Source organism: Rhizobium sp. TH2 (assembly GCF_024707525.1).
Classification (GTDB): Bacteria; Pseudomonadota; Alphaproteobacteria; order Rhizobiales; family Rhizobiaceae; genus Rhizobium_E.
Window position 1 is genome coordinate 2525892 of record NZ_CP062231.1, and the last position, 25898, is coordinate 2551789.

The 25898-nt window shown below is 60.1% G+C and carries 19 protein-coding genes and 1 tRNA gene; 6 read left to right on the plus strand and 14 right to left on the minus strand.

All coding sequences use genetic code 11. The features are described 5' to 3' along the window. Positions 1 to 47: 47 nt before the first annotated feature. The 14 genes from rpoC to IHQ71_RS12770 all read right to left on the minus strand — a co-directional run bounded on the left by rpoC (position 48) and on the right by IHQ71_RS12770 (position 18331). Positions 48 to 4259, minus strand: coding sequence for a DNA-directed RNA polymerase subunit beta' (gene rpoC / locus IHQ71_RS12705; protein WP_258162304.1), 4212 nt, complete (start codon positions 4257 to 4259; stop codon positions 48 to 50). A gap of 173 nt (positions 4260 to 4432) precedes the next feature. Continuing rightward, positions 4433 to 8569, minus strand: a complete 4137-nt coding sequence (gene rpoB / locus IHQ71_RS12710; RefSeq protein WP_258162305.1) for a DNA-directed RNA polymerase subunit beta — start codon at positions 8567 to 8569, stop codon at positions 4433 to 4435. Positions 8570 to 8830: 261 nt separating this feature from the next. After that, positions 8831 to 9208: a 50S ribosomal protein L7/L12 gene (gene rplL, locus IHQ71_RS12715; RefSeq protein WP_258162306.1), complete on the minus strand. Its 378-nt coding sequence runs from the start codon at positions 9206 to 9208 to the stop codon at positions 8831 to 8833. A 62-nt stretch (positions 9209 to 9270) separates the two neighbouring features. Next, positions 9271 to 9792: a 50S ribosomal protein L10 gene (gene rplJ, locus IHQ71_RS12720; RefSeq protein WP_258162307.1), complete on the minus strand. Its 522-nt coding sequence runs from the start codon at positions 9790 to 9792 to the stop codon at positions 9271 to 9273. 333 nt (positions 9793 to 10125) lie between these two features. Next, positions 10126 to 10821: a 50S ribosomal protein L1 gene (gene rplA / locus IHQ71_RS12725; protein ID WP_258162308.1), complete on the minus strand. Its 696-nt coding sequence runs from the start codon at positions 10819 to 10821 to the stop codon at positions 10126 to 10128. 5 nt (positions 10822 to 10826) lie between these two features. Next, positions 10827 to 11258 carry a 50S ribosomal protein L11 gene (gene rplK, locus IHQ71_RS12730; protein ID WP_258162309.1) on the minus strand — a complete coding sequence of 144 codons (432 nt, stop codon included), beginning with the start codon at positions 11256 to 11258 and terminating at the stop codon, positions 10827 to 10829. A gap of 190 nt (positions 11259 to 11448) precedes the next feature. After that, entirely contained in the window at positions 11449 to 11979 is a 531-nt protein-coding gene (gene nusG, locus IHQ71_RS12735; protein ID WP_258162310.1) for a transcription termination/antitermination protein NusG, read from the minus strand. Positions 11980 to 11994: 15 nt separating this feature from the next. Further along, complete coding sequence (secE, locus tag IHQ71_RS12740) at positions 11995 to 12195, minus strand: preprotein translocase subunit SecE (RefSeq protein ID WP_258162311.1); 201 nt, start codon at positions 12193 to 12195, stop codon at positions 11995 to 11997. A 176-nt stretch (positions 12196 to 12371) separates the two neighbouring features. Further along, positions 12372 to 12447: transfer RNA gene (locus tag IHQ71_RS12745), tRNA-Trp, on the minus strand. Positions 12448 to 12576: 129 nt separating this feature from the next. Continuing rightward, positions 12577 to 13708, minus strand: a protein-coding gene (gene prfB, locus IHQ71_RS12750; protein WP_258162312.1) for a peptide chain release factor 2 whose coding sequence is annotated in 2 segments (ribosomal slippage) — positions 12577 to 13638 and positions 13640 to 13708 — 1131 coding nt in all. Because the reading frame shifts where the segments join, the coding sequence is not laid out codon by codon here. An 80-nt stretch (positions 13709 to 13788) separates the two neighbouring features. After that, entirely contained in the window at positions 13789 to 14124 is a 336-nt protein-coding gene (locus tag IHQ71_RS12755) for a DUF86 domain-containing protein (protein WP_258162313.1), read from the minus strand. Then, positions 14114 to 14410: a nucleotidyltransferase family protein gene (locus IHQ71_RS12760; RefSeq protein WP_258162314.1), complete on the minus strand. Its 297-nt coding sequence runs from the start codon at positions 14408 to 14410 to the stop codon at positions 14114 to 14116. Before IHQ71_RS12760 ends, IHQ71_RS12755 begins: the two co-directional genes overlap by 11 nt. A gap of 66 nt (positions 14411 to 14476) precedes the next feature. Then, positions 14477 to 16930, minus strand: a complete 2454-nt coding sequence (locus tag IHQ71_RS12765) for a penicillin-binding protein 1A (RefSeq protein WP_258162315.1) — start codon at positions 16928 to 16930, stop codon at positions 14477 to 14479. Between the two features lie 183 nt (positions 16931 to 17113). Further along, on the minus strand, positions 17114 to 18331 hold the full coding sequence (locus IHQ71_RS12770; protein ID WP_374990021.1) for an N-acetylmuramoyl-L-alanine amidase: 1218 nt from the start codon (positions 18329 to 18331) through the stop codon (positions 17114 to 17116). 659 nt (positions 18332 to 18990) lie between these two features. Between IHQ71_RS12770 and IHQ71_RS12775 the strand changes: the two genes are divergently transcribed. The 6 genes from IHQ71_RS12775 (at position 18991) to aat (ending at position 25898) form a co-directional block, all read left to right on the plus strand. Next, complete coding sequence (locus IHQ71_RS12775; RefSeq protein ID WP_258162316.1) at positions 18991 to 21840, plus strand: ribonuclease E/G; 2850 nt, start codon at positions 18991 to 18993, stop codon at positions 21838 to 21840. Positions 21841 to 22039: 199 nt separating this feature from the next. Beyond that, on the plus strand, positions 22040 to 22804 hold the full coding sequence (locus IHQ71_RS12780; RefSeq protein WP_374990022.1) for a DsbA family protein: 765 nt from the start codon (positions 22040 to 22042) through the stop codon (positions 22802 to 22804). A 176-nt stretch (positions 22805 to 22980) separates the two neighbouring features. Next, on the plus strand, positions 22981 to 23418 hold the full coding sequence (gene aroQ / locus IHQ71_RS12785) for a type II 3-dehydroquinate dehydratase (RefSeq protein WP_258162318.1): 438 nt from the start codon (positions 22981 to 22983) through the stop codon (positions 23416 to 23418). Between the two features lie 23 nt (positions 23419 to 23441). Continuing rightward, positions 23442 to 23909 (plus strand): acetyl-CoA carboxylase biotin carboxyl carrier protein, encoded by a 468-nt coding sequence (gene accB, locus IHQ71_RS12790; protein WP_258162319.1) that lies wholly within the window; start codon positions 23442 to 23444, stop codon positions 23907 to 23909. Positions 23910 to 23920: 11 nt separating this feature from the next. Further along, entirely contained in the window at positions 23921 to 25267 is a 1347-nt protein-coding gene (accC, locus tag IHQ71_RS12795) for an acetyl-CoA carboxylase biotin carboxylase subunit (RefSeq protein WP_258162320.1), read from the plus strand. Positions 25268 to 25280: 13 nt separating this feature from the next. Continuing rightward, on the plus strand, positions 25281 to 25898 hold the full coding sequence (gene aat / locus IHQ71_RS12800; RefSeq protein WP_258162321.1) for a leucyl/phenylalanyl-tRNA--protein transferase: 618 nt from the start codon (positions 25281 to 25283) through the stop codon (positions 25896 to 25898).

Below are 25898 nucleotides of genomic sequence, written 5' to 3' on the forward strand. Positions count from 1 at the left end.
GCCGCCGGGTCGCCCCGGCGGCTTCGTTATTTATCAAGTGCTTGCGATTACTCGCCGGCCGGAACCTGTTCGCCCGAGGCAAGGTCCTGCAGCATCGGCGTCGCGTCGCTGGCACCCGAACCGCGCTTGCGCTCTTCGAGGATCATCTCGTCGCGCGCCGAAGCGATACGGCGGATCTGGGTCATGGTACCACCGGTACCAGCCGGGATCAGACGACCGACGATGACGTTCTCCTTCAGGCCTTGCAGGGTGTCGCGCTTGCCGGCGATCGCAGCTTCCGTGAGAACCTTGGTGGTCTCCTGGAACGAAGCGGCCGAGATGAACGACGGCGTCTGCAGCGATGCCTTGGTGATGCCGAGCAGAACCGGCTCGCCATAGGCAGGCTTCTTGCCTTCCTCGATCAGGCGTTCGTTCACTTCTTCCAGCTCGATCCGGTCGACATTGTCGCCCGTGATATAGCCGGTATCGCCCTGTTCGGTGATCTCGACCTTCTGCAGCATCTGGCGAACGATCACCTCGATGTGCTTGTCGTTGATCAACACACCCTGCAGACGGTAGACTTCCTGGATTTCGTTGACGAGGTAGGAAGCGAGTGCCTCCACGCCCTTGATCGCCAGGATGTCGTGCGGTGCCGGGTTGCCGTCGAGGATGTAGTCACCCTTTTCGATATAGTCGCCTTCCTGAAGGTGGAAGGGCTTGCCCTTCGGGATCAGGTATTCGACTGGATCGATGCCGTCTTCCGCCGGCTCGATGATGACGCGGCGCTTGTTCTTGTAGTCGCGGCCCAGGCGGATCGTGCCGTCGATTTCGGCAATGATCGCATGGTCCTTCGGACGACGGGCTTCGAAGAGTTCGGCAACGCGCGGCAGACCGCCGGTGATGTCCTTCGTCTTCGCGCTTTCCATCGGCGAACGTGCAAGCACGTCACCCTGGGAAGCCTTCGTGCCCGGCTCGACCGAAAGAATGGCCTCGACCGACAGGAAGTAGCGAGCATCACCGCCACGAGCGAGCTTGAGGATGTTGCCGGCATCGTCCTTGATGACGATGGCAGGCTTCAGGTCCGTACCGCGCGGGGTCGAACGCCAGTCGATGACCTGGCGCTTGGTGATGCCGGTGGACTCGTCGGTGGTTTCCGTGACCGAAATACCATCGACGACATCTTCGAACTCGACGCGGCCGGAGACTTCCGTCAGGACCGGACGGGTGTACGGATCCCACTCAGCCAGACGCTGACCGCGACGAACCTTGTCGCCGTCATCGACCAGGATCTTCGAACCGTAAGCGACGCGCTGCGAGGAACGCTCCACGCCACGCTCGTCGAGAAGCTGGATCGCCATGTTGCGGCCCATCGCGACAAGGTTGCCATCCGAGTTCCGCAGCATGTTGCGGTTCTTGATGGTGACCGTGCCTTCATACGATGCTTCCAGGAACGACTGGTCGACCACCGTTGCCGTACCACCAAGGTGGAACGTGCGCATGGTGAGCTGCGTGCCCGGCTCGCCGATCGACTGAGCCGCGATGACGCCGACGGCTTCGCCCATGTTGACGGGCGTTCCGCGTGCAAGGTCACGACCGTAGCAGACGCCGCAGACACCGGTGCGGATTTCGCAGGTCAGCGCCGAACGGATGCGAACCGACTGGATGCCAGCCTTTTCGATATCCACGACATTGGCTTCGTCGATCATGATGCCGGCATTGACGATACGCTCGCCGGTGACCGGGTTGTCGATATCGTCGAGCGCCGTGCGGCCGAGGATACGGGTACCGATCGAAGCCACGACCTGGCCGGCGTCGATGATCGCCGTCATGGTGAGGCCGGTCTCGGTGCCGCAATCGACATGCGTGACGATGCAATCCTGCGCGACGTCAACGAGACGACGTGTCAGGTAACCGGAGTTGGCGGTCTTCAAGGCAGTGTCCGCGAGGCCCTTGCGGGCACCGTGGGTCGAGTTGAAGTACTCGTTGACGGTCAGGCCTTCCTTGAAGTTCGACGTGATCGGCGTCTCGATGATCGAGCCGTCAGGCTTGGCCATCAGGCCGCGCATGCCGCCGAGCTGGGACATCTGCTTCGGTGAACCACGGGCGCCCGAATGGCTCATCATATAGATCGAGTTCATCTGCTTCTGGCGACCGTCAGCGGTGAATTCGACAGCCTTCAGACGCTGCATCATGTGGTCGGCGACCTTTTCGGTAGCCTTGCCCCATGCGTCAACGACCTTGTTGTACTTTTCGCCCTGAGTGATCAGGCCGTCATTGTACTGCTGCTCGTATTCCTTGACCAGATTTTCGGTCTCGTCGACGATCGTGTACTTGGCATCCGGAATGACCATGTCGTCCTTGCCGAACGAAATGCCGGCGCGGCAGGCATGGGCAAAGCCGAGCTGCATGATGCGGTCGCAGAAAATGACCGTGTCCTTCTGGCCGCAATGGCGGTAGACCGTGTCGATCATCTTGGAGATGTTCTTCTTGGTCAGTTCCTGGTTGCAGACGTCGAAGGGCACCATCGGGTTCTTCGGCAGAAGTTCGCCGACGATCATGCGACCTGGTGTGGTCTCATAGATCTTCGAGGTCGGCTTGCCTTCGGCATCGACGCTCTTGTAACGGCCCTTGATCTTGGTGTGGAGCGTCACCGACTTGGTTTCGAGTGCATGCTGCAGCTCGCCCATGTCGGAGAAGACCATGCCCTGGCCCGGCTCGTTCTCGGCCACGATCGAGAGATAGTAGAGACCCAGCACCATGTCCTGCGACGGCACGATGATCGGTGCGCCGTTCGCCGGATGCAGGATGTTGTTGGTCGACATCATCAGCACGCGGGCTTCAAGCTGGGCTTCGAGCGACAGCGGCACGTGAACGGCCATCTGGTCGCCGTCGAAGTCGGCGTTGAAGGCGGTGCAGACGAGCGGATGCAGCTGGATGGCCTTGCCTTCGACCAGGATCGGTTCGAAGGCCTGAATGCCCAGGCGGTGCAGCGTCGGCGCGCGGTTGAGCAGAACCGGGTGCTCGCGGATGACCTCGTCGAGGATATCCCAGACTTCAGGCTTTTCCTTTTCGACCAGCTTCTTGGCCTGCTTGACGGTCGAGGAGAAACCCTTGGCGTCAAGACGGGCATAGATGAAGGGCTTGAACAGTTCGAGCGCCATCTTCTTCGGCAGGCCGCACTGGTGCAGCTTGAGTTCCGGACCGGTCACGATGACCGAACGGCCGGAATAGTCGACGCGCTTGCCGAGCAGGTTCTGACGGAACCGGCCCTGCTTGCCCTTGAGCATGTCGGAGAGCGACTTCAGCGGACGCTTGTTGGCGCCGGTGATGACGCGGCCACGACGGCCGTTGTCGAACAGCGCGTCCACAGCCTCCTGCAGCATGCGCTTTTCGTTGCGGATGATGATGCCCGGGGCGCGCAGTTCGATCAGGCGCTTCAGGCGGTTGTTACGGTTGATCACGCGGCGATAGAGATCGTTGAGATCCGACGTCGCGAAACGGCCGCCATCGAGCGGCACGAGCGGACGCAGGTCCGGCGGAATCACCGGAACGACCTTCATGATCATCCATTCCGGCTTGTTGCCGGACTCGATGAAGCTCTCGACGATCTTGAGGCGCTTCATCAGCTTCTTCTGCTTGAGATCCGACGTGGTGTCGGCAAGCTCGGTGCGCAGTTCGCCCGCGATCTTCTCGAGTTCGAGCGCAGCCAGCATCTCGAACACGGCTTCGGCGCCGATCATCGCGGTGAACTGGTCTTCGCCATACTCGTCAACGGCCAGCATGTACTCTTCTTCCGAGAGCAGCTGGTTTTCCTTGAGCGCGGTAAGGCCCGGCTCGGTGACGATGTAGTTTTCGAAATAGAGGACGCGTTCGATATCCTTCAGCGTCATGTCGAGCAGCGTGGAGATGCGGCTCGGCAGCGACTTCAGGAACCAGATATGGGCAACGGGAGCGGCGAGCTCGATATGGCCCATGCGCTCGCGGCGAACGCGCGACAGCGTGACTTCGACGCCGCACTTTTCGCAGATGATGCCCTTGTACTTCATGCGCTTGTACTTGCCGCACAGGCACTCGTAGTCCTTGATCGGTCCGAAAATGCGCGCGCAGAAAAGACCGTCACGCTCGGGCTTGAACGTGCGGTAGTTGATGGTCTCCGGCTTCTTGATCTCGCCGTACGACCAGGAAAGAATCTTCTCTGGCGAAGCGATCGAGATCCGGATGGAATCAAAGACCTGTGCCGGGGCCTGGGGGTTGAAAAGATTCATGACCTCTTGGTTCATGCCTGTCTCCTTGGGGCGCCATACCCTAAATTCGGCGGATGTCGGTCACTTGGGCTGACCGGCCGCCTGAAAATCATCTTGCCGCGATCGCGGCTCATTCCCGTCGCCCGGTCAGCCTAAGGAACCGGTGGGGTACCCGCGCGCTTTGGCAACGCGCGGGCTATGTGGTGCTTTTACTCGGCAGCGTCCGGCAGTTCGGCCGGCACTTCGTCGATGACAGTGTTCTCGAGTTCGACCGACAGGCCCAGCGAGCGCATTTCCTTGACCAGAACGTTGAAGCTTTCCGGAATACCGGCTTCGAACGTATCGTCGCCACGGACAATCGCCTCGTAGACCTTGGTACGGCCGGCGACGTCGTCCGACTTCACCGTCAGCATTTCCTGGAGCGTGTACGCCGCGCCATATGCTTCGAGTGCCCAGACTTCCATTTCGCCGAAGCGCTGTCCGCCGAACTGTGCCTTGCCGCCCAGCGGCTGCTGGGTAACGAGCGAGTACGGACCGATCGAACGGGCGTGGATCTTGTCATCGACAAGGTGGTTGAGCTTGAGCATGTAGATATAGCCCACGGTCACCTTGCGGTCGAACTCCTCGCCGGTACGACCATCATAGAGCGTCGACTGACCGGTTTCGGAGAGGCCCGCCTGGGTCAGCATCGTGTTGATGTCTGCCTCATGCGCACCATCGAAGACCGGCGTCGCGATCGAAACGCCACGCTTGGACTGTTCGGCAAGGCGAACCACCGACTCGTCGTCGAACTCGGAGACCCGTTCGGCCTTCGGGCCGGAGCCCATCAGGTCGGTCATGGTCATCTTGAGCGGCTTGATATCGCCCGAAGCCTTGTAGGCCTCGATCATCTCACCGATCTTGCGGCCCATGCCGGCGCAAGCCCAACCCAGATGGGTTTCCAGGATCTGGCCGACATTCATGCGCGACGGCACACCGAGCGGATTGAGCACGACGTCGACCGAAGTACCGTCCGCGAGGAACGGCATGTCTTCGACTGGAACGATGCGCGAAACCACACCCTTGTTGCCATGACGGCCGGCCATCTTGTCGCCCGGCTGGATCTTGCGCTTCACAGCAACGAAGACCTTGACCATCTTCATGACGCCCGGGGGCATTTCATCGCCGCGCTGGACCTTCTCGACCTTGTCCATGAAGCGCTGTTCAAGCAGCGACTTGGACTCGTCGTACTGGCCGCGGAGCGATTCAAGCTCGCCCTGAACCTTCTCGTCCTCGACGGCAAACATCCACCACTGCGAGCGGGGGTATTCGCTGATGACGGACTGGCTGAGCTCGGTGCCCTTCTTGAAGCCCTTCGGACCGGCAATCGCCACATGGCCCTTGAGCATGTCGATCAGGCGGCCGTAGACGTTACGGTCGAGGATCGCCTGTTCGTCGTCACGGTCCTTGGCGAGACGCTCGATTTCCTCGCGCTCGATAGCCATCGCGCGCTCGTCCTTCTCAACGCCGTGGCGATTGAAGACGCGCACTTCGACGACCGTGCCATAAGTGCCCGGGGGCATCCGCATGGACGTGTCGCGAACGTCGGAAGCCTTCTCGCCGAAGATGGCGCGGAGGAGCTTTTCCTCCGGCGTCATCGGGCTTTCGCCCTTCGGCGTGATCTTGCCGACCAGGATATCGCCCGGCTGAACTTCGGCACCGATATAGACGATACCGGCTTCGTCGAGGTTCTTCAGCGCTTCTTCCGAAACGTTCGGAATGTCGCGGGTGATTTCTTCCGGACCAAGCTTCGTGTCGCGCGCCATCACTTCGAATTCCTCGATGTGGATGGAGGTGAACACGTCGTCCGACACGATGCGCTCGGAGAGCAGGATCGAGTCTTCGTAGTTGTAGCCGTTCCAGGGCATGAACGCGACGAGCGCGTTGCGGCCGAGCGCCAGATCGCCAAGATCGGTCGACGGGCCGTCGGCAATGATGTCGCCCTTGTTCAGGATGTCACCGACGGTGACCAGCGGACGCTGGTTGATGCAGGTGTTCTGGTTGGAACGCTGGTACTTCTGGAGGCGGTAGATATCGACGCCGGACTTGCCCGGATCGAGGTCTTCCGTCGCACGGATAACGATACGCGTCGCATCGACCTGGTCGACCACGCCGCCGCGACGGGCGCCGATGGCAGCACCGGAGTCGCGAGCCACGACCGGTTCCATGCCGGTACCGACGAACGGTGCCTCGGCGCGGAGAAGCGGCACGGCCTGACGCTGCATGTTCGAACCCATGAGCGCGCGGTTGGCGTCGTCGTTCTCAAGGAACGGAATGAGCGCCGCCGCCACCGAAACAACCTGCTTCGGCGAGACGTCCATGAGGTTCACGTTGTCGCGCGGGGCAAGCATGACGTCGCCGGCATGACGGCAGACGACGAACTCTTCCGCAAACGACGCATCGTCGTTCATGACCGAGTTGGCCTGGGCGATGTAGTACTTCGCCTCTTCCATTGCCGAGAGGTAGATCACTTCGCTCGTGAGCTTGCCGTCGACGATCTTGCGGTACGGGCTTTCGATGAAGCCGTACTTGTTGACGCGTGCGAAGGTAGCCAGCGAGTTGATCAGGCCGATATTCGGGCCTTCCGGAGTTTCGATCGGGCAGATACGGCCATAGTGGGTCGGATGCACGTCGCGAACTTCGAAGCCGGCGCGCTCGCGGGTCAGACCACCCGGTCCAAGAGCCGAAAGACGACGCTTGTGGGTGATTTCCGAGAGCGGGTTGACCTGGTCCATGAACTGCGACAGCTGCGAGGAACCGAAGAATTCGCGAACCGCAGCAGCAGCCGGCTTCGCGTTGATCAGGTCCTGCGGCATCACGGTGTCGATTTCGATCGACGACATGCGTTCCTTGATGGCACGCTCCATGCGGAGCAGGCCGAGGCGATACTGGTTTTCCATCAGTTCGCCGACCGAACGCACACGGCGGTTGCCGAGGTTGTCGATGTCGTCGATTTCGCCCTTGCCGTCGCGCAGGTCGACCAGCATCCGGACCACGGCCAGGATGTCGTCCTTGCGCAGAACACGCACGGTGTCGGCAACGTCGAGGTCGAGACGCATGTTCATCTTGACGCGACCCACGGCCGAAAGGTCGTAGCGCTCGGCGTCGAAGAACAGCGAATTGAACATCGCCTCAGCCGATTCCATTGTCGGCGGCTCACCTGGACGCATCACGCGGTAGATGTCGAACAGAGCGTCCTGACGGTTCTCGTTCTTGTCCACGTTGATCGTGTTGCGGATATAGGCACCGACATTGATATGGTCGATATCGAGCACCGGGATCTCGTCGAAACCGGCATCCATGATCACGGGCAGCGTCTTCTCGTCGATCTCGTCGCCGGCTTCGAGATAGATCTCGCCGGTCGAGGGATTGACGATGTCTTCCGCCAGATAGTTGCCATAGAGGTCGTCGTCGGACGCGCGGAGCGCCTTGAGACCCTTTTCGGAGAGCGTCTTGAGCAGGCGCGGGGTCAGCTTCTTGCCGGACTCGACGACCACTTCGCCGCTATCGGCGTCGATCAGATCGGAGAGAACCTTCTGGCCCTTGAGCGTCTCGGGCTGGAACGGCACGCGCCATCCCTTGCCGTCCCGCTGATAGTAGGACTTGGTGTAGAAGGTCGACAGAATGTCTTCGCCGTCCATGCCGAGCGCCATCAGAAGCGACGACACGGGGATTTTGCGGCGACGGTCGATACGCGCATAGACGATGTCCTTGGCGTCGAACTCGATGTCGAGCCAGGAACCGCGATACGGGATCACGCGGGCAGCAAACAGCAGCTTGCCCGAGGAATGGCTCTTGCCCTTGTCATGGTCGAAGAACACGCCCGGCGAACGGTGCATCTGGGAGACGATGACGCGCTCGGTACCGTTGACGATGAACGTACCATTGTTGGTCATGAGCGGCATGTCGCCCATGTAAACGCTCTGCTCCTTGATGTCCTTGATGGACTTGGAGCCGGTATCCTCGTCGATATCGAACACGATGAGGCGCAGCGTCACCTTGAGCGGCGCTGCATAGGTCAGGTCGCGCTGACGGCACTCGTCGACGTCGAACTTCGGCGGTTCGAATTCGTAGGACACGAATTCGAGCATCGCCGCACCCGAAAAATCGGTGATCGGGAAAACGGACTTGAAGACCGCGTTCAGTCCCTCGTCCGGGCGGCCGCCTTCAGGCTCCAGGACCATGAGGAACTGATCGTAGGACGCCTTCTGAACCTCGATGAGGTTCGGCATCTCTGCGACTTCGGGGATTTTACCAAAAAACTTGCGTACGCGCCTACGACCGTTAAAGGAAATGGTCTGAGCCATCGTCGCTCCTTATCAAATGCATCCGGGCCTGCAACGGACGCAGCGCGCTGGCCAGGCGGCTCCGTCTATCAATGGATCGTTCAATCTCGTTCCTCTGCAGGCGACAGGCCGGATTGCCTTCTCGTCTGGTTCGGAACCATCCTCTTGAAGAACCCATTACCCAAAAGCCTGCTCACCAGGCTTTTGGGTAACCGGTACGTCAGAAACAGACAGTGGGAGACCGCGAAAACGCGATCTCCCGCCGCCCGTAATCGTAGAGAATTACTTGAGCTCGACCTTGGCGCCAGCAGCTTCAAGCTTCTTCTTGATGTCTTCGGCTTCAGCCTTCGACACAGCTTCCTTGACCGGCTTCGGAGCGCCGTCGACCAGGTCCTTGGCTTCCTTGAGGCCGAGGGCGGTGATCGCACGAACTTCCTTGATCACGTTGATCTTGTTCGCGCCGGCTTCCATCAGGATGACGTCGAACTCGGTCTTTTCTTCAACAGCGGCAGCCGGAGCAGCACCACCGCCAACGGCAGCAGCAGCGACCGGAGCAGCGGCGGAAACGCCCCATGCTTCTTCGAGCATCTTGGAAAGCTCAGCGGCTTCCAGGACGGTCAGCTTGGAGAGGTCTTCAACGATCTTTGCGAGATCAGCCATTTTCTTACTTCCTTATATAGGTTCGAACTTGAGTTTTGTTAGTCTGACAGCGAAGTACCGCCTTATGCGGCTTCTTCGCTCTTCTCGGCATATGCTGCGAACACGCGAGCAAGCTGACCTGCCGGTGCCTGAAGAATACCTGCGATGCGGGTCGCGGGGGTCTGAATCATACCCACCAGCTTCGCGCGCAGTTCATCAAGCGACGGAAGGGTCGCAAGCGCTTTTACGCCTTCGGCATCAAGACCTGTTGAGCCCATGGCTCCGCCAATGATGACCAACTTGTCGTTGGTCTTGGCGAATTCAGAGGCGATCTTGGGAGCCACAATCGGGTCATTGCTATAGCAAATAAGCGTCTGACCCTTGAAAAGATTGTTGATCTTTTCGGACTCCGTGCCCTGAAGAGCGATCTTGGCCAGGCGGTTCTTCGCGACTTTAACGGTGCCGCCGGATGCGCGCATCTTTGAACGAAGATCGTTCATCTGCGCGACCGTGACGCCGGAATAGCTCGCCACGACGACTGAGCCGGAAGCCTTGAAGACCTCGTTCAGTTCGGAGACGAATTCGCGTTTTTCCGCTCTATCCACTGTCTCACTCCAGTTAGCAGGACCGCAATAACTGCGCGGACCCTGCCGGGTTGCCTTTTGCCGCACGGGATATGATCCCAAGCGACGCTTGAGGATCCTGCCCCCTCGCGCCTCACCGAGGTGAAAACACAAGGCATCCAAGGTTCGAACCGTTCTTTGCGGATATTCATCCGCGGAAACCGGAACTTACCCGTCTCATGCAGGCTAAGTGATTAAGGTATAACCACCTGCAATCTCGGACAGGAATGACGGGTTGCCCCGCCTTTTCCCGGGCGTTACTCCGGGAAACCATGAACGGAAGCCTCCGTCAGGAGGCCCCCGATAAACTTCACATCAGGCCGAAATCGTGGCCGGATCGATCTTGACGCCAGGACCCTGGGTCGAGGAGATCGCGATCTTCTTGAGGTAGTTGCCCTTGGCGCCAGCCGGCTTCGCACGCACGACGGCGTCTGCGAATGCCTTGATGTTGGCTTCAAGTGCGTCCGGGGCAAACGATGCCTTGCCGATGCCGGCATGCACGATACCAGCCTTTTCAACGCGGAACTCGACGGCGCCGCCCTTGGAAGCCTTGACGGCTCCGGCAACGTCGACGGTCACGGTGCCGACCTTCGGGTTCGGCATCATGCCGCGCGGGCCGAGAACCTTGCCGAGACGGCCGACGAGCGGCATCATGTCGGGGGTCGCGATGCAGCGATCGAAATCGATCTTGCCGCCCATGACGATGTCGAGCAGGTCTTCCGCACCGACGATGTCTGCACCGGCCGCCTTGGCTTCATCAGCCTTGGCGCCACGAGCGAAGACGGCGACGCGAACGTCACGGCCCGTGCCGTTCGGCAGGTTGACGACGCCGCGGACCATCTGGTCGGCATGGCGGGGGTCAACGCCGAGGTTCATGGCGATCTCGACCGTTTCGTCGAACTTGGCGACGGCACGTTCCTTGACCATCTTGATCGCATCGGAAAGCGCGTAGGACTTGTTGGGGTCAACGCCTTCGCGGATCTTCTGGATGCGCTTTGCAATCTTAGCCATCTCGATCAACCCTCTACCGTCAGGCCCATGGCGCGGGCGGAGCCCTCGATCATGGCCATTGCGCCTTCGATATCGGCGGCGTTGAGATCCTTCATCTTGGCTTCGGCGATCGACTGGATCTGAGCCCTGGTGAGCTTGCCAGCGGAAGAACCCTTGCCCGGAGTCTTGGAGCCCGAGGTAATCTTGGCTTCCTTCTTGAGGAAGTAGCTGACCGGCGGCTGCTTCATCATAAAAGTGAAGGACTTGTCCTGGTAATAGGTGATGACGACCGGAATCGGCATGCCCTTTTCCATTTCCTGCGTAGCCGCGTTGAACGACTTGCAGAATTCCATGATATTGATGCCACGCTGACCAAGTGCGGGGCCGATAGGCGGGGACGGGTTTGCCGATCCTGCCTTGACCTGCAGCTTGAGCTGGCCTGCTACTTTCTTAGCCATTTCTCTGCCTTTTCTAGCAGCTCCAGCCCCCGATAGCGGGTTCCGGAACGGTTAATAGCCGGGGCGACCCGGCTCGAATGCCGGCATTCGCCGGCGGCTGCGGTTGCGTGGTGCGGCTTTCCGAAGGTCCGGCTAAAGACCTTCCGCCTTCCACGCGGGGTTCGGCGGCGCAGAACGCCGCCAAGCCTGATCAGACCTTTTCGACCTGACCGTATTCAAGCTCGACCGGCGTTGCGCGGCCGAAAATCGAAACTTCCACCTTGAGGCGGGAGCGTTCCTCGTCGACATCCTGAACGATGCCGTTGAACGAGGCGAAGGGCCCATCGGCAACCCGGACCTGCTCGCCGATCTCGAAAGAGACCGACGGCTTGGGATGCTCGACGCCGTCCTGCACCTGGTTGAGGATGCGGTCGGCTTCGTGGTCCGGGATCGGCACCGGCTTGGAGTCGGAACCGAGGAAACCCGTGACCTTGGGCGTATTCTTGATCAGGTGATAGGCCTCGTCGGTCAGCGTCGCGCGGACCATGACATAGCCTGGGAAGAACTTCCGCTCGCTATCGACCTTGCGGCCGCGGCGAATTTCCACCACCTTCTCGGTCGGAACCACGATCTTCTCGAACAAATGGCTCAAGCCCTTCTGGCGAGCCTTCTCTTCGATCGATTCCGCAACCTTCTTCTCGAAATTGGAATATGCGTGGACGATGTACCAGCGCGCCGCCATGTTCGTCTCCGCCTATCAGTTGCCGGCGTTCAGGATGAAGCTGATCGCCCAGCCCATCGCCAAATCCGCAGCAAAGAAAAATATTGCAGCCAGCCCAGCCATGATGAAAACCATAGCGGTGGAAATCATAGTCTCGCGCCGCGTGGGCCAAGTCACTTTCGACGTCTCTGAGCGAACCTGCTGCAGAAACGTAAACGGATTAGTTTTGGATGCCATTGACTGCTCACGCCATATCGGCGCGTAAAGCTGACCACGCCAGCTCCACGCACCGCGTGTCTGATTTAAACCCTACATAAACTCCGATTCCCTTTTTCACAAGGGCAAATCGAAGCTTTTTTCCCATTGCCAAAGGCTGCACGTCAACCGCGCGACCATCGACAGATTTTAACGACTGGCAGGGGCAGTAAGGCTCGAACTTACGACCTGCGGTTTTGGAGACCGCCGCTCTACCAACTGAGCTATACCCCTTCGCCTGCCTTCCGGGCCTGCAATCCGCAAACCCGAAAAACAATTCTCGGCGCTTGTTAGTCAATCCGACCGGAAAAGACAAGCGCCCTTACCCAAGAAATTTACCGCCTAATCAACGGCAAAACAAGACTAGCTCAGATCGTCCGTCACCGCGTCGGCCTTGCCGCTGATACGGTGCGCCAGCGCTGCTTCCATGAACGGACTGATGTCGCCATCCAACACATCCGATGGCGCCGAGCTTTCGACGCCCGTGCGCAGATCCTTCACCATCTGGTAGGGCTGCATGACATAGGAGCGGATCTGGTGGCCCCAACCGATATCGGTTTTCGATGCCGCCTCGGCGTTTGCCGCCGCCTCGCGCTTTTCGAGTTCGGCCTCATAAAGACGCGAACGCAGCATGTCCCAGGCCTTGGCCTTGTTCTTGTGCTGCGAGCGCTCCTGCTGGCAGGCCACAGCGATTCCCGTCGGGATATGCGTGATGCGCACGGCGGAGTCGGTCGTGTTGATGTGCTGGCCACCCGAACCCGAGGCACGATAGGTGTCGATTCGGCAATCGCTCTCGTTGATCTCGATGTTGATCGAGTCGTCGACGACGGGATAGACCCAGATCGACGAGAAGGATGTGTGGCGGCGCGCGTTCGAATCATAGGGCGAAATGCGCACGAGGCGGTGCACACCCGACTCGGTCTTCATCCAGCCATAGGCATTGTGGCCCTTGACCATGATCGTCGCGGATTTGATGCCGGCTTCTTCACCGTCATGCATTTCCAGGATCTCGACCTTGTAGCCCTGCCGTTCGGCCCAGCGGGTGTACATGCGCAGCAGCATGTTGGCCCAGTCCTGGCTCTCGGTGCCGCCGGCGCCGGAATGGACTTCGACATAGGTATCGTTGCTGTCGGCTTCGCCGGATAGCATTGCTTCGACCTGACGCCGGTTGGCCTCCTTGAGCATCGCCTTCAGCGATTCCTCGGCCACCTGGATGATCTCCTGGTCGCTTTCCATCTCGCCGAGTTCGATGAGATCGATATTCTCCTGCAGTTCCGCCTCGAATTTGCGGACGCTGGAAATGCCGTCGTCGAGTTGCTGGCGCTCGCGCATCAGCTTCTGCGCTTCCTGCGGATCGTTCCAGAGATTGGGGTCTTCAGACTTGTTGTTCAACCAGTCCAGCCGCCTTACAGCCTGATCCCAGTCAAAGATGCCTCCTCAGCAGGCTTACGGCCTGCTTGATCTCGTCGACGACATTCACGATTTCATTGCGCATAGATTCATTCCGTTGAAAAAATTCGGCCCGTCAATAATGTTTGATGGAGAGGATGTCAAAGGTTTGCACCTCAGCAAGCATCATTCTTCCAACAAGGCATTTAGCTGTTGGATCAAAGGCGGCAGTGCCTCGGTTGCCGTATTCCAAAGAATGTCGGTGCTAACATCGAAATAGGCATGTATTAGCCGGTTTCGCATGCTGATTATAAGTTGCCACTCTATCTCTGGATTGGCCCGACGCGTATCTTCGCTGATCTTGGAGGCCGCTTCGCCGACAATCTCGATTGCTCTAACTAGCGCGAACTGAAACTGCAGGTCAGCTTCAAGATCGCCTCGCGAGCGCCCCTTGAGAAAGTGTGTCGCGACTACCGCGGACTCACGCATGTGGCGCAGGCGAATGCGATCTTCATGCAGCATATTGGAGTTCCGCGGATGCCAGGACATCGCTCCGGAAATATCTGCTCAACTCATTCGCAGTGCGCAAATCAACTTTTCTGCCGTCCAACAGGACCGAGAGTTCAATTTCGATCCTGGCCATATCCAGGTATGTCGGCCGGGCAGTTTCGCTGAATTCAACGAGAAGATCGACGTCGCTGTTTTCGGTCGCCTTGCCCTTCAGTACGGAACCAAAAAGCGACAGCCGAACGATTCCATGGCGTTTGCATATCGCCTCAAGCGCAGATCTGTCGGAAAATATTTCCATTCGAACCCCGTCCCGATGACAAGCGTGACCTTTATAGTTGTGATCGCCACTTTCAAAGTCAAGCCGTCAGAACAGCCCGCCCTGGCCGCCTTCGACCGCTTCCTTGGCCTGTTGCGAGGAATTGAGGATTTCCTCTGGCGTGGCGAATTCCTCGCCGCCGATCACCGAGAAGACGTCGGCCGGGCCGGTGCCGGGCTTGAAGGCTTCCATGATCGTGCCACCCTCGCCATCGAGGGCCTGCATGCCTGTCTGGCGATTGACGGAGATCAGCTTCATGCCCTCCGGCAAGATGAACTTCTCCGGCTTCTGCTCTTTCAGCGCTGCCTGCATGAACTCGTTGAACAAAGGCGCTGCCAGCGAGCCGCCGGTGGAGCCCCGGCCAAGCGGCTTGGGATCGTCGAAGCCGATATAGAGGCCAGCCACGAGATTCGGCGTATAGCCGACGAACCAGGTGTCCTTTTCGTCGTTGGTCGTGCCGGTCTTGCCGGCGACATCGCTCTCGATCTTTATCTTGCCAGCCGCCGTGCCGCGCAGGATGACGCCCTGCATCATCGAGGTGATCTGGTAGGCCGTCATCGGATCGAGCACCTGTTCGCGGTTGTCGACCACTTCGGGCTCGTCCTGTTCGGTCCAATCGTCGGCATTGCAGGCCTGGCAGACGCTTTCCTCATGCTTGAAGATCGTCTTGCCGTAACGGTCCTGGATGCGGTCGATCAGTGTCGGCTTGATCTGCTTGCCGCCATTGGCGAGCACCGAATAGGCGGAGACCATACGCAGAACCGTGGTTTCACCGGAGCCCAGCGACATCGAAAGCACTGGCTGCATCTTGTCATAGACGCCGAAACGCTCCGCATATTCGGCCACCACATTCATGCCCAGGTCGTTGGCGAGGCGCACGGTCATCAGGTTGCGCGACTTCTCGATGCCGAGACGCAGCGTCGATGGGCCGGAAGCGCCGCCGCCATAGTTCTGCGGCCGCCAGACCGTGCCACCCGACACAATCTCGATTGGCGCGTCGAGCACGACCGAGGCAGGTGTATAACCATTGTCGAGCGCCGCCGCGTACACGAACGGCTTGAACGACGAGCCCGGCTGGCGCATGGCCTGCGTGGCGCGGTTGAATTCGGACTGGTTATAAGAGAAGCCGCCGACCATGGCGAGCACGCGGCCGGTATGCGGATCCATGGCGACGAAGCCACCCTGCACCTTGGGTGGCTGGCGCAGCCGATAACTGCCCGGCTCGTCCTTCAGCGGCTCGACATAGACAACGTCGCCGGTATTGAGCACGCCGGTCGGGCTCTTCGCCGACTTGCGGTCGGCCGTTGCCGAACGATAGGCCCATTTCATCGCCTTGGCCGCGATCCGGCCGGTCGCCCGGGCCTCGTCAACCTTGCCGGCTGCATCGACAGTCGGACGGAGACCGATATCGACCCCCTCCTCGTCAGCAGCAAGAACGACCGCGAGCTTCCACTCCGGCACATCGGCCAGCGGTACGACCTTGGAAAGCGGGATACCCCAGTCGGTGCCGGTCTCGACGGTTGCGATCAGGCCATGGAAACCACGCGTTTCGTCATAGCTGACCAGTCCGTCCTGGAGCGCTTTCCGGGCAAATAGCTGAAGCGCCGGATCAAGCGATGTCCGCACCGACAGGCCACCCTCGAACAGGGACTCCTGACCGTATTTCTCGGTCAACTGACGACGCACTTCGCTGGCGAAGTAGTCGGACGCAAAGAGAAAGGAGCTGGCCTTCTTCGGATTGACGCCGAGATCCGAGGCCTTGGCCTTGTCGCCATCTTCCTTGGTCACATAGCCGTTCTCGACCATGCGATCGACAACCCAGTTACGGCGTTCCATCGCCGCGTCGTGATGGCGGAAGGGATTATAGTTGCTCGGCGCCTTGGGAAGAGCCGCGAGATAGGCTGCTTCCCCGATCGTCAGCTCCGTCACCGGCTTGTTGAAATAAGTCAGCGACGCGCTGGCGAGGCCGTAGGAATTCAGGCCGAAAAAAATCTCGTTGAGATAGAGTTCGAGAATGCGGTCCTTGGAATAGGCCTGCTCGATACGGAAGGCGAGAATGGCTTCCTTGACCTTGCGGTCGATTGTCTGGTCCGACGTCAGCAGAAAGTTCTTCGCCACCTGCTGGGTGATCGTCGATGCACCCACGGGCCGGCGGCCCGAACCCATGTTCTGCACGTTGACCGCGATGGCGCGAACCAGGCCCTGGAAGTCGACACCGGCATGTTGGTAGAAATTCTTGTCTTCGGCCGACAGGAACGCGGCCTTCACGCGGTCGGGGATCGCCTGGATCGGCAGGAACAGGCGGCGCTCATGAGCATATTCGGCGATCAGCGAGCCATCGTCGGCATGCACGCGCGTCATCACCGGCGGCGAGTAGCTGGCGAGAACCTGGTAATCGGGGAGATCCTTGGTGACTTCACCGAGATAGGCGGATGCCATCATCGCCACCCCGAGATAGAGCACCGTACCCAAACCGAAGAAATAGCCGATCAGTCTTATCATCAAACTCGTTCCGCGGGTGCCATCCCCGCATTGCTGTTTTCAGCCGGATTCGATCTATACCGAATTCATCGCCACCACGATACGTCAATGCCTGCCCGAATGTGAGGAAAATAGGGCCGGTTCGTAGCATTCCAGTCACAGCGCTTAACGAATTGCAGCCGGTTCCGACAGCCAACGCACCGCTTATCCGCCGCGCGCGACGCCCGCACTTTCCATATATTTCCCGATCGCCTCGGCCAAGAGGTCGGATACCTTCTCGCGCCATTCGGGATCGGTCAACAACAACTCATCTTTCGGATTGGAGAGGAAACCCAGTTCCAGGAGCACCGAAGGCACGTCCGGCGCCTGCAGAACCCGAAAGCCGGCATGGCGCAGCGGGTTGTTGATCAGGCCGATCTGCCCGTCGAAGGAATCGAGCACCGTTTCCGCCATGCGGATCGAAAAGGCCTGCGTCTCGCGCCGGGTGAGGTCGAGCAATATGTCGGTTACCTCGGTCGGCTCGTCGGCGATTTCCACGCCCGCAATTCCGTCCGAAAGGTTTTCGCGCTCGGCAAGGCCCGCAGCAAGCGCATCCGAGGCCTTGTCGGAGATTGTATAGATCGTCGCGCCGCGAATGTCCTTCTGCCTTAGCGTGTCGGCGTGGAGTGAAATGAACAGCTGCGCGCCGCGCTGGCGGGCAATCACCACGCGCTCGGAGAGTGAGATGAACTCGTCCTTGTCACGAGTGAGGAACGCCTTGATGCCCTTTTCCTTGTTGAGCCGGGCAGCGAGCGTAGTGGCAAAATCGAGCGTAACCGCCTTTTCCTCGATCTTCGTCAGGGTTCCCTTGGCGCCGGCATCGATACCGCCATGGCCTGCATCGATCGCGATCAGGAATTTATTGTCCGCCGCCGGCTCCGGCGTCGTAGCTATCCGATCGGTTTTGCCGCCGGCAACCTTTTCCGCGCCGACCCATTTCTGCTCGGCGACCAGCGCCTGCAACGCCGGCTCGGAAATCACCTCGCAATCGAGCACCAGGCGAAAACCCTTACCGGGTTCATTGGGCTGCACCTCGGCCAGCACAGCGCGCGTTGGACGCCGCGCCGTGAGCACGATCCGCGATGCGCCCTCGCCCATCCGTCCATAACGGATCTCCGAGAACAACCCGATCGCCTTGAGGTCATCCTCCGAAAAACCGAAGGCAGTCTCGCCGAGATCGATGATCAGGCGGTTGGGCTGCGCGGTATAATGAAGTGAGAATTCCGGCTTGCGGTCGAAGTCAATGACGACACGCGTCCGAGCATCATCGCCGGCGATCCGGGCGGCATAGGCGATCAGCGGTTCCGGCGCGGTCTGCGCATGCGCCATCACCGCCAGGACACAAAGCACGGGAAGCAGCAGCCTTGCTGTGAGTTTCAGCATCATCCAACCGGTCAAGTTTCAATTCCGTGCGCGTGCGCATCACCGTGGGTCAATATGATTCGCAGCCATCATGGCAAGCCCCTGGCCTGATTGCGTAAAATGGGTCTGCTGGCCGGCGTGAGGAAAATCAATGACTTCTCCCTGCCGGCATAACCACTTCATCAATAATGTGACGGATTTGCGTCACCTCTTGATATTCAACGGGATAAACCCTAGAAGGAAAACGGGATGAAAGGCGAAGACGGGATAGGAATCGCTTGGAGGCCGCCAGCCACAACTCTGGATTGGCGCCATGTTTGCGAAATCATCTGCCGTCGACACGTGCTCATCCCAAGCTATATCCGAGCATGAGGCATGAACCTCATGTGATTTACTGGCGGCTTGCCGCCTTTCGCCCGAAATCGGGCAAATTCATTGGACCTCACCACAGGTCTTGGGCATTGGCATTCTCGTTGGTACAGGACGTTGTCACAGGGATCTAGGTTAGTCGCGGCAGAACAAGGATGGATCGGATATCCGACTCCTCGCCGCCTTCCCACTGGCACCTGCCTACCCGCCGCGAGAATAGAAATTATCGGCCACAGCAATGCAAGCCGCCAGCGTCATTCATTTGACGTCGGGCGGCTTTCGGACGTTCCTGGCCGAGGAGCAGTACTTACATGGCAGACAAGATGCTTATCGATGCGTCTCACGCTGAGGAGACGCGCGTCGTTGTCGTACGCGGCAACCGCATAGAAGAATTCGATTTCGAATCGCAGCACAAGAAGCAGATTCGCGGCAATATTTACCTGGCAAAGGTAACCCGCGTCGAACCCTCGCTTCAGGCCGCCTTCGTCGATTACGGTGGCAATCGCCACGGCTTTCTGGCCTTCGCCGAAATCCACCCCGACTATTACCAGATCCCGCTGGCGGATCGGCAGGCCCTTCTGCGGGCCGAAGCCGAGGAACATCGTCGTGACGACGATTTCGAGCCGGCAGGTCCCCCCCCCACCCAGGCGCGCGAGGAATGGCCGGTCTCTTCCGACCAGACACAGGAAGATGCACCGCAGCCGGTGATCGAAGCCTGGCAGGGCGAAAAGCTTACCCCTGCCGCCGCTCCGGAAACCGTGGCGGAAGCTGCGGAAATCGCGGAGACCGAGGCCGCTGAAAAGCCGAAGAAGCCGCGCAAGCCCCGCGCACCGCGTGCCAAGAAGGCAAAAGCCGGCGAAGAAGCCGCCGAGCAGGCATCGGACTCCTCCAGCGATGATGAGGGTGGCTCGACACCGCCCGCCATGGCCATGGTTGCTCACATTGATTCCGTCTCCGAAGACGCGCGCCGTCGCGGTGGTGACGATGACGACGATGACGATAGCCACGAAGAGCAGGAAGTCATCGAATCCGTCGGCGCCGAAGACGCGATGGAAGAGGTTCCCGATCGCATCCAGCGCCGGCCGCGCAAGCAATACCGCATCCAGGAAGTCATCAAGCGCCGCCAGATCCTGCTCGTGCAGGTCGCCAAGGAAGAGCGCGGCAACAAGGGCGCGGCGTTGACCACCTATCTCTCGCTGGCCGGTCGCTATTCGGTGCTGATGCCGAACACCGCCCGTGGCGGCGGCATTTCCCGCAAGATCACCAACCCGCAGGACCGCAAGCGCCTCAAGGAAATCGCCCGCGATCTCGAAGTGCCGCAGGGCATGGGCGTGATCCTGCGCACCGCCGGCGCCAATCGCACCAAGGCGGAAGTCAAGCGCGACTTCGAATATCTGATGCGCCTCTGGGAGAACGTCCGCACCAAGACGCTCGCCTCCACTGCACCCTGCCTCGTCTACGAGGAAGGCAGCCTGATCAAGCGCTCGATCCGCGACCTCTACAACAAGGATATCAGTGAGATCCTGGTTGCCGGCGAGGAAGGCTATCGTGAAGCCAAAGACTTCATGAAGATGCTGATGCCGAGCCATGCAAAGGCCGTGCAGGCCTATCGTGACATTCATCCGATCTTCTCGCGCGCCGGCATCGAAGCCCAGCTCGACCGCATGCTGCAGCCGCAGGTGACGCTGAAGTCCGGCGGCTACATCATCATCAACCAGACCGAAGCGCTGGTCGCTGTCGACGTCAACTCTGGCCGCTCGACACGCGAACACTCGATAGAGGACACGGCACTCCAGACCAATCTCGAAGCCGCCGAGGAAGTCGCTCGCCAGCTGAGACTGCGCGACCTTGCCGGCCTCGTCGTGATCGACTTCATCGACATGGAGGAGAAGCGCAACAATCGCCATGTCGAAAAGCGCCTCAAGGATCACCTGAAGAACGACCGCGCCCGCATCCAGGTCGGCCGTATCTCGCATTTCGGCCTGCTCGAAATGTCGCGCCAGCGCATCCGCGCCTCGGTGCTCGAAAGCACGATGCAGATCTGTGCCCATTGCGGCGGCACCGGCCATGTGCGTTCGCAGTCCTCCGTCGGCTTGCATGTGCTGCGCGGTGTGGAGGAATTCCTGCTCAAGAGCACGACCCACGACATCATCGTGCATACCCAGCCCGACACGGCGCTTTATCTGCTCAACCAGAAGCGCGCCTCGATCGTCGACTATGAGAACCGTTTCGGCGTCTCGATCGTCATCGAATCCGATACCACCGTTGGTGCCCAGCATTTCACCGTCGAGCGCGGCGAAGCGGTCGAAAACCCGGTGAAGGTCGAGCAGCTCATCGCCTTCGCGCCGCCCGAGGAAGAAGAAGACGATATTCCGATCATCGAAGACGATGAGGAAGACGAAGCCGACGAAAAGCCGGCTGTGCAGGAGCATGCCGCTCCCGCCGGCGCACGCGATGAGAACGGCGCCAAGAAGAAGAAGCGCAGGCGTAGGCGTCGGGGTGGCAATCGCCCCGGTGGCGAGAATGGCGCATCCGATCAGGCTGCTTCTGGCTCTGCATCCGGCACATCCGCCGATGAAGACGATGATGACGGCGACGATGCCGAGGATGATGCAGCCGAGACATCGGCGACCTCCACGGAAACCGCCGCCGAGGCTGAATCCCGCAAGCGCCGCCGTCGCGGCAAGCGCGGTGGCCGCCGGAACCGCGAAGACGGCCAGCCTGCCGACACCAACGACACATCAGGCGTCGTCCAGTCACCGGATGTCGATTCGTCTGTTGCCGTCGCGCTGACGCCTGACAGCGATGCCGGCGATGAGGACACCGTCAAGCCGGCTGTCAACGTCGAGGAAAAGCCGAAGAAGCGCCGCACGAAGAAGGCCCAGGCGGCCGCTGAGGAAGTCGTCCAGCCCGTCGCGACAGCGGCTGTCGTCACCGAAAAAGCTCCGGTCATCGAACCTGCAGCCGCTGCCGAACCAGCGGAGCAAGCAGCTACCACCGAGGAGGCCCCGCGCCGCCGCGCCAACCGCGGCGAGGCCGCGATCGCAACCTCCAAGCCCGTCATCAGCTCTTCGTCGCCCGCCAAGGCGGCCGAAAGCTCCGAGGACGACGCCGGCAAGCCCAAGAAGGGCGGCTGGTGGCAAAAACGGGGGTTTCTTTGATGTCATTCAGAAATTGATTGGCGGAAAATGACGTTTGGAAGCCCGGCCCAGTGCCGGGCTTTTGCCATATGGGCCCGTCACGCCACAGGATCACATTCACGCGAGCGGAAAGTCGGACGTGTATTTCCTGTTTCGTTACCTGCCCTCTGGCATTATAGAGGGCACAAGAACAAATCGGCCTTATGGCCCCGCCAAAGGAATTCCCATGAATATCAGGACACTGTTTCCGGTGACCGCATTTGCAATCGCCGCCGCGATCGGCTTTTCCGGCGCCGCCCATGCCTTCGACGACAAGGAGAAGGACGACATCGGCAAGATCGTGCGCGAATATCTTCTGGCGCATCCGGAGACCCTGATCGAAGTCCAGCAGGCATATGAGAAGAAGCAGGCCGCTGAGCGCGCCGAGCAGGCCAAGACCGCCGTCAAGGACAATCACGACGCAATCTTCAATGCTTCCTACGATCTCGCAGTCGGCAATCCCAAAGGCAAGGTCACGGTCGTCGAGTTCTTCGACTACAATTGTGGCTACTGCAAGCGCGCCGTCGGCGACATGGACGCCATTATCAAGGCCAATCCGGAAGTGCGTTTCGTGCTGAAGGAATTCCCGATCCTTGGCCAGGACTCGGTCGATGCCCACAAGGTCTCGAATGCCGTCCGTCTGGTCGCACCGGAGAAATACGGCGATTTCCATCGCGCGCTGATGAGCGGCGAGCACGCCAATGAAGCCCGCGCGATCGAAGTCGCCAAGTCTCTCGGCGTCACGGAGGAAGCACTCCGCGCCAAGATGACAGAAGCCCCGAACGACGAAAGCGTCCGCGATGCCTACCAGCTTGCAACGAAGCTCGGCATAACAGGCACACCCTCCTACATTATCGGCAATGAAGCCGTGTTCGGCGCGGTCGGTGAAGAGGAACTGGCGAAGAAAATCACCAGCGTCGAGCAATGCGGCAAGACCGTCTGCTGAGACCACTCCCTCGTTCAAACGCCATCGCGGCGGGTTGACCGGAGGATTTACGGCAGTCCAGTTGTGGACAACGGCGCAGGCACTGCCTCGCGCCGCGCCGGCCATCAACTTCACCCTTTCCCTTCCACCTTGAGCGGTCTATAGGAGGGGATTGCGTGAATACGGAATGTGAGTTGATGAGCAGAACGATATTCGTCCTGAACGGCCCCAATCTCAATATGCTGGGAAAGCGGGAGCCGGGCATCTATGGAGGCAAGACGCTTAAGGATATCGAAGTCGATTGTAAATCAGCGGCATCGGAACTGGGCATCTCGGTGGACTTTCGTCAGACCAACCACGAAGGCGTGCTTGTCGACTGGATCCAGGAAGCCGACGATGTCGCGGCTGCGGTCTGCATCAATCCCGGCGCCTATGGGCATACCTCGATCGCGCTTCACGATGCGATCCGGGCGATCTCCAAACCGGTCATCGAACTGCATCTTTCGAACATTCACGCCCGCGAGGAGTTTCGCCACAAGACGTGGACGGCGCCCGCGGTCAAGGGAATCATCTGCGGTTTCGGGGCGCATTCCTATATTCTGGCACTCCACGCCGCCAAAGAACTCATTCAATAACAAAACACCAGGACATTGATAAGATGGCTGACAAGAAGACGGGTATCGATCAGGCGTTGATCAGGGACCTCGCCAATATCTTGAACGACACCGATCTGACCGAGATCGAAGTGGAGCAGGACGATGTCCGCATCCGCGTGTCGCGCATGGGGACGCCCCAGCCGATCCAGGCCTACGCACCGCAGTACATGCAGCCGGCCGCTGCTGCCGCCCAGCCCGTCGCGGCTGCCGCGGCCGAGGCAGCGCCCGTCATCAACGGTTTCATCCTGACCTCGCCCATGGTCGGCACCTGCTATTATTCGCCGGCACCCGGCAGCCCGGCCTTCGTCGAAGTCGGCCAGACCGTCAAGGAAGGCCAGACCGTGCTGATCATCGAGGCGATGAAGACCATGAACCAGATCCCGGCGCCGCGCTCCGGTAAGGTCACCGCGATCATGGTCAACGATTCCAGCCCCGTCGAATTCGGCGAGCCCCTGCTGGTCATCGAATAGGCGGATAGCGAATGATCCAGAAAATCCTCATAGCCAATCGCGGCGAAATCGCCCTTCGCGTCCTGCGCGCCTGCAAGGAGCTCGGCATCGCCACCGTTGCGGTCCATTCGACGGCGGATTCGGACGCCATGCATGTGCGCCTCGCCGATGAGAGCGTCTGCATCGGCCCGCCGCCCTCGCGCGACAGCTACCTCAACATCCACCAGATTGTCGCGGCCTGCGAGATCACCGGTGCCGATGCGGTTCACCCCGGCTATGGATTTCTGTCGGAGAACGCCAAGTTCGCCGATATTCTCGATGCGCACGGCATCACCTTCATCGGCCCGACCGCCGAACATATCCGCATCATGGGCGACAAGATCACCGCCAAGCAGACCGCCCAGGAACTCGGCATCCCGGTCGTTCCCGGCTCGGAAGGCGAAGTCCTGACCGAAGCCGATGCGATCAAGACCGCGCGCGAGATCGGTTATCCCGTGTTGATCAAGGCGACGGCAGGCGGCGGTGGCCGCGGCATGAAGGTCGCCAAGCAGGAATCCGATCTGCTCGAAGCCTTCAACACGGCTCGCTCCGAAGCAGCCAATGCCTTTGGCAACGATTCCGTCTACATGGAAAAATATCTCGGCAAGCCGCGCCATATCGAGATCCAGGTGTTCGGCGATGGCGCCGGCAATGCCGTCCATCTCGGCGAGCGCGACTGCTCCCTGCAGCGCCGCCACCAGAAGATCTGGGAAGAGGCCAATTCCCCGGCACTCAATGTCGAGCAGCGCATGAATATCGGCCAGATCTGCGCCGACGCGATGAAGAAGCTGAAATATCGCGGCGCCGGCACTGTCGAGTTCCTCTACGAGAACGGCGAGTTCTATTTCATCGAAATGAACACCCGCCTGCAGGTCGAGCATCCCGTCACGGAAGCGATCACCGGCATCGACCTCGTGCACGAGCAGATCCGCGTCGCCTCCGGCGGCGGTCTCTCGGTGACCCAGGACCAGATCGAATTCGCCGGCCACGCCATCGAGTGCCGCATCAATGCCGAAGATCCCCGGACCTTCGTGCCCTCGCCCGGCACGATCACGCATTTCCATGCGCCGGGCGGCCTTGGCGTGCGCGTCGATTCGGGCGCCTATGCGGGCTACCGGATCCCGCCCTATTACGACAGTCTGATCGGCAAGCTGATCGTGCACGGCCGCACCCGCGTGGAATGCATGATGCGGCTCCGCCGCGTGCTCGACGAGTTCGTCATCGACGGCATCAAGACCACGCTGCCGCTGTTCCAGGATCTCGTGACCAATCCGGATATCGCCAATGGCGACTACGACATCCACTGGCTTGAGCACTATCTCGCCGGCCCGACAGTCTGACAGGTGATCCGGAATGGCACGCCATCATTCCGACATGACCACCATAACTCCCGAAATCCTGCTCCGCGCCTATTCCGCGGGGCTGTTTCCGATGGCGGAATCGGCTGACGACCCGGATGTCTACTGGGTCCAGCCAAAGGTTCGCGGCATCATTCCGCTCGACCGGTTCCATGTATCGCGCAGCCTCGCCAAGACGTTGCGCCACAAGCCCTTCGACATCCGCATCAACACCGCCTTCGACCGCGTGATGGAATACTGCGCCGAATCGACCGAGATGCGGCCGACGACCTGGATCAATCCGATGATCCTGACGCTCTACAAGGAACTGCACCGCATGGGCTACACCCATTCGGTGGAGGCCTGGGAAGGTGACGAACTGGTCGGTGGCCTCTACGGCGTCTCGCTCGGCTCCGCCTTCTTCGGCGAAAGCATGTTCTCGCGCCGCAAGGATGCCTCGAAGATCTGCCTCGTCCATCTCGTGGAACGCATGAGCGAACGCGGCTTCACGCTGCTCGACACGCAGTTCACCACCGAGCACCTGAAGTCCTTCGGCGCGATCGACATTTCCCGTAAGGAATATGAGAAACTGCTCGAAAAGGCGATGCAATCCGACGATCTGGATTTTGCCTGA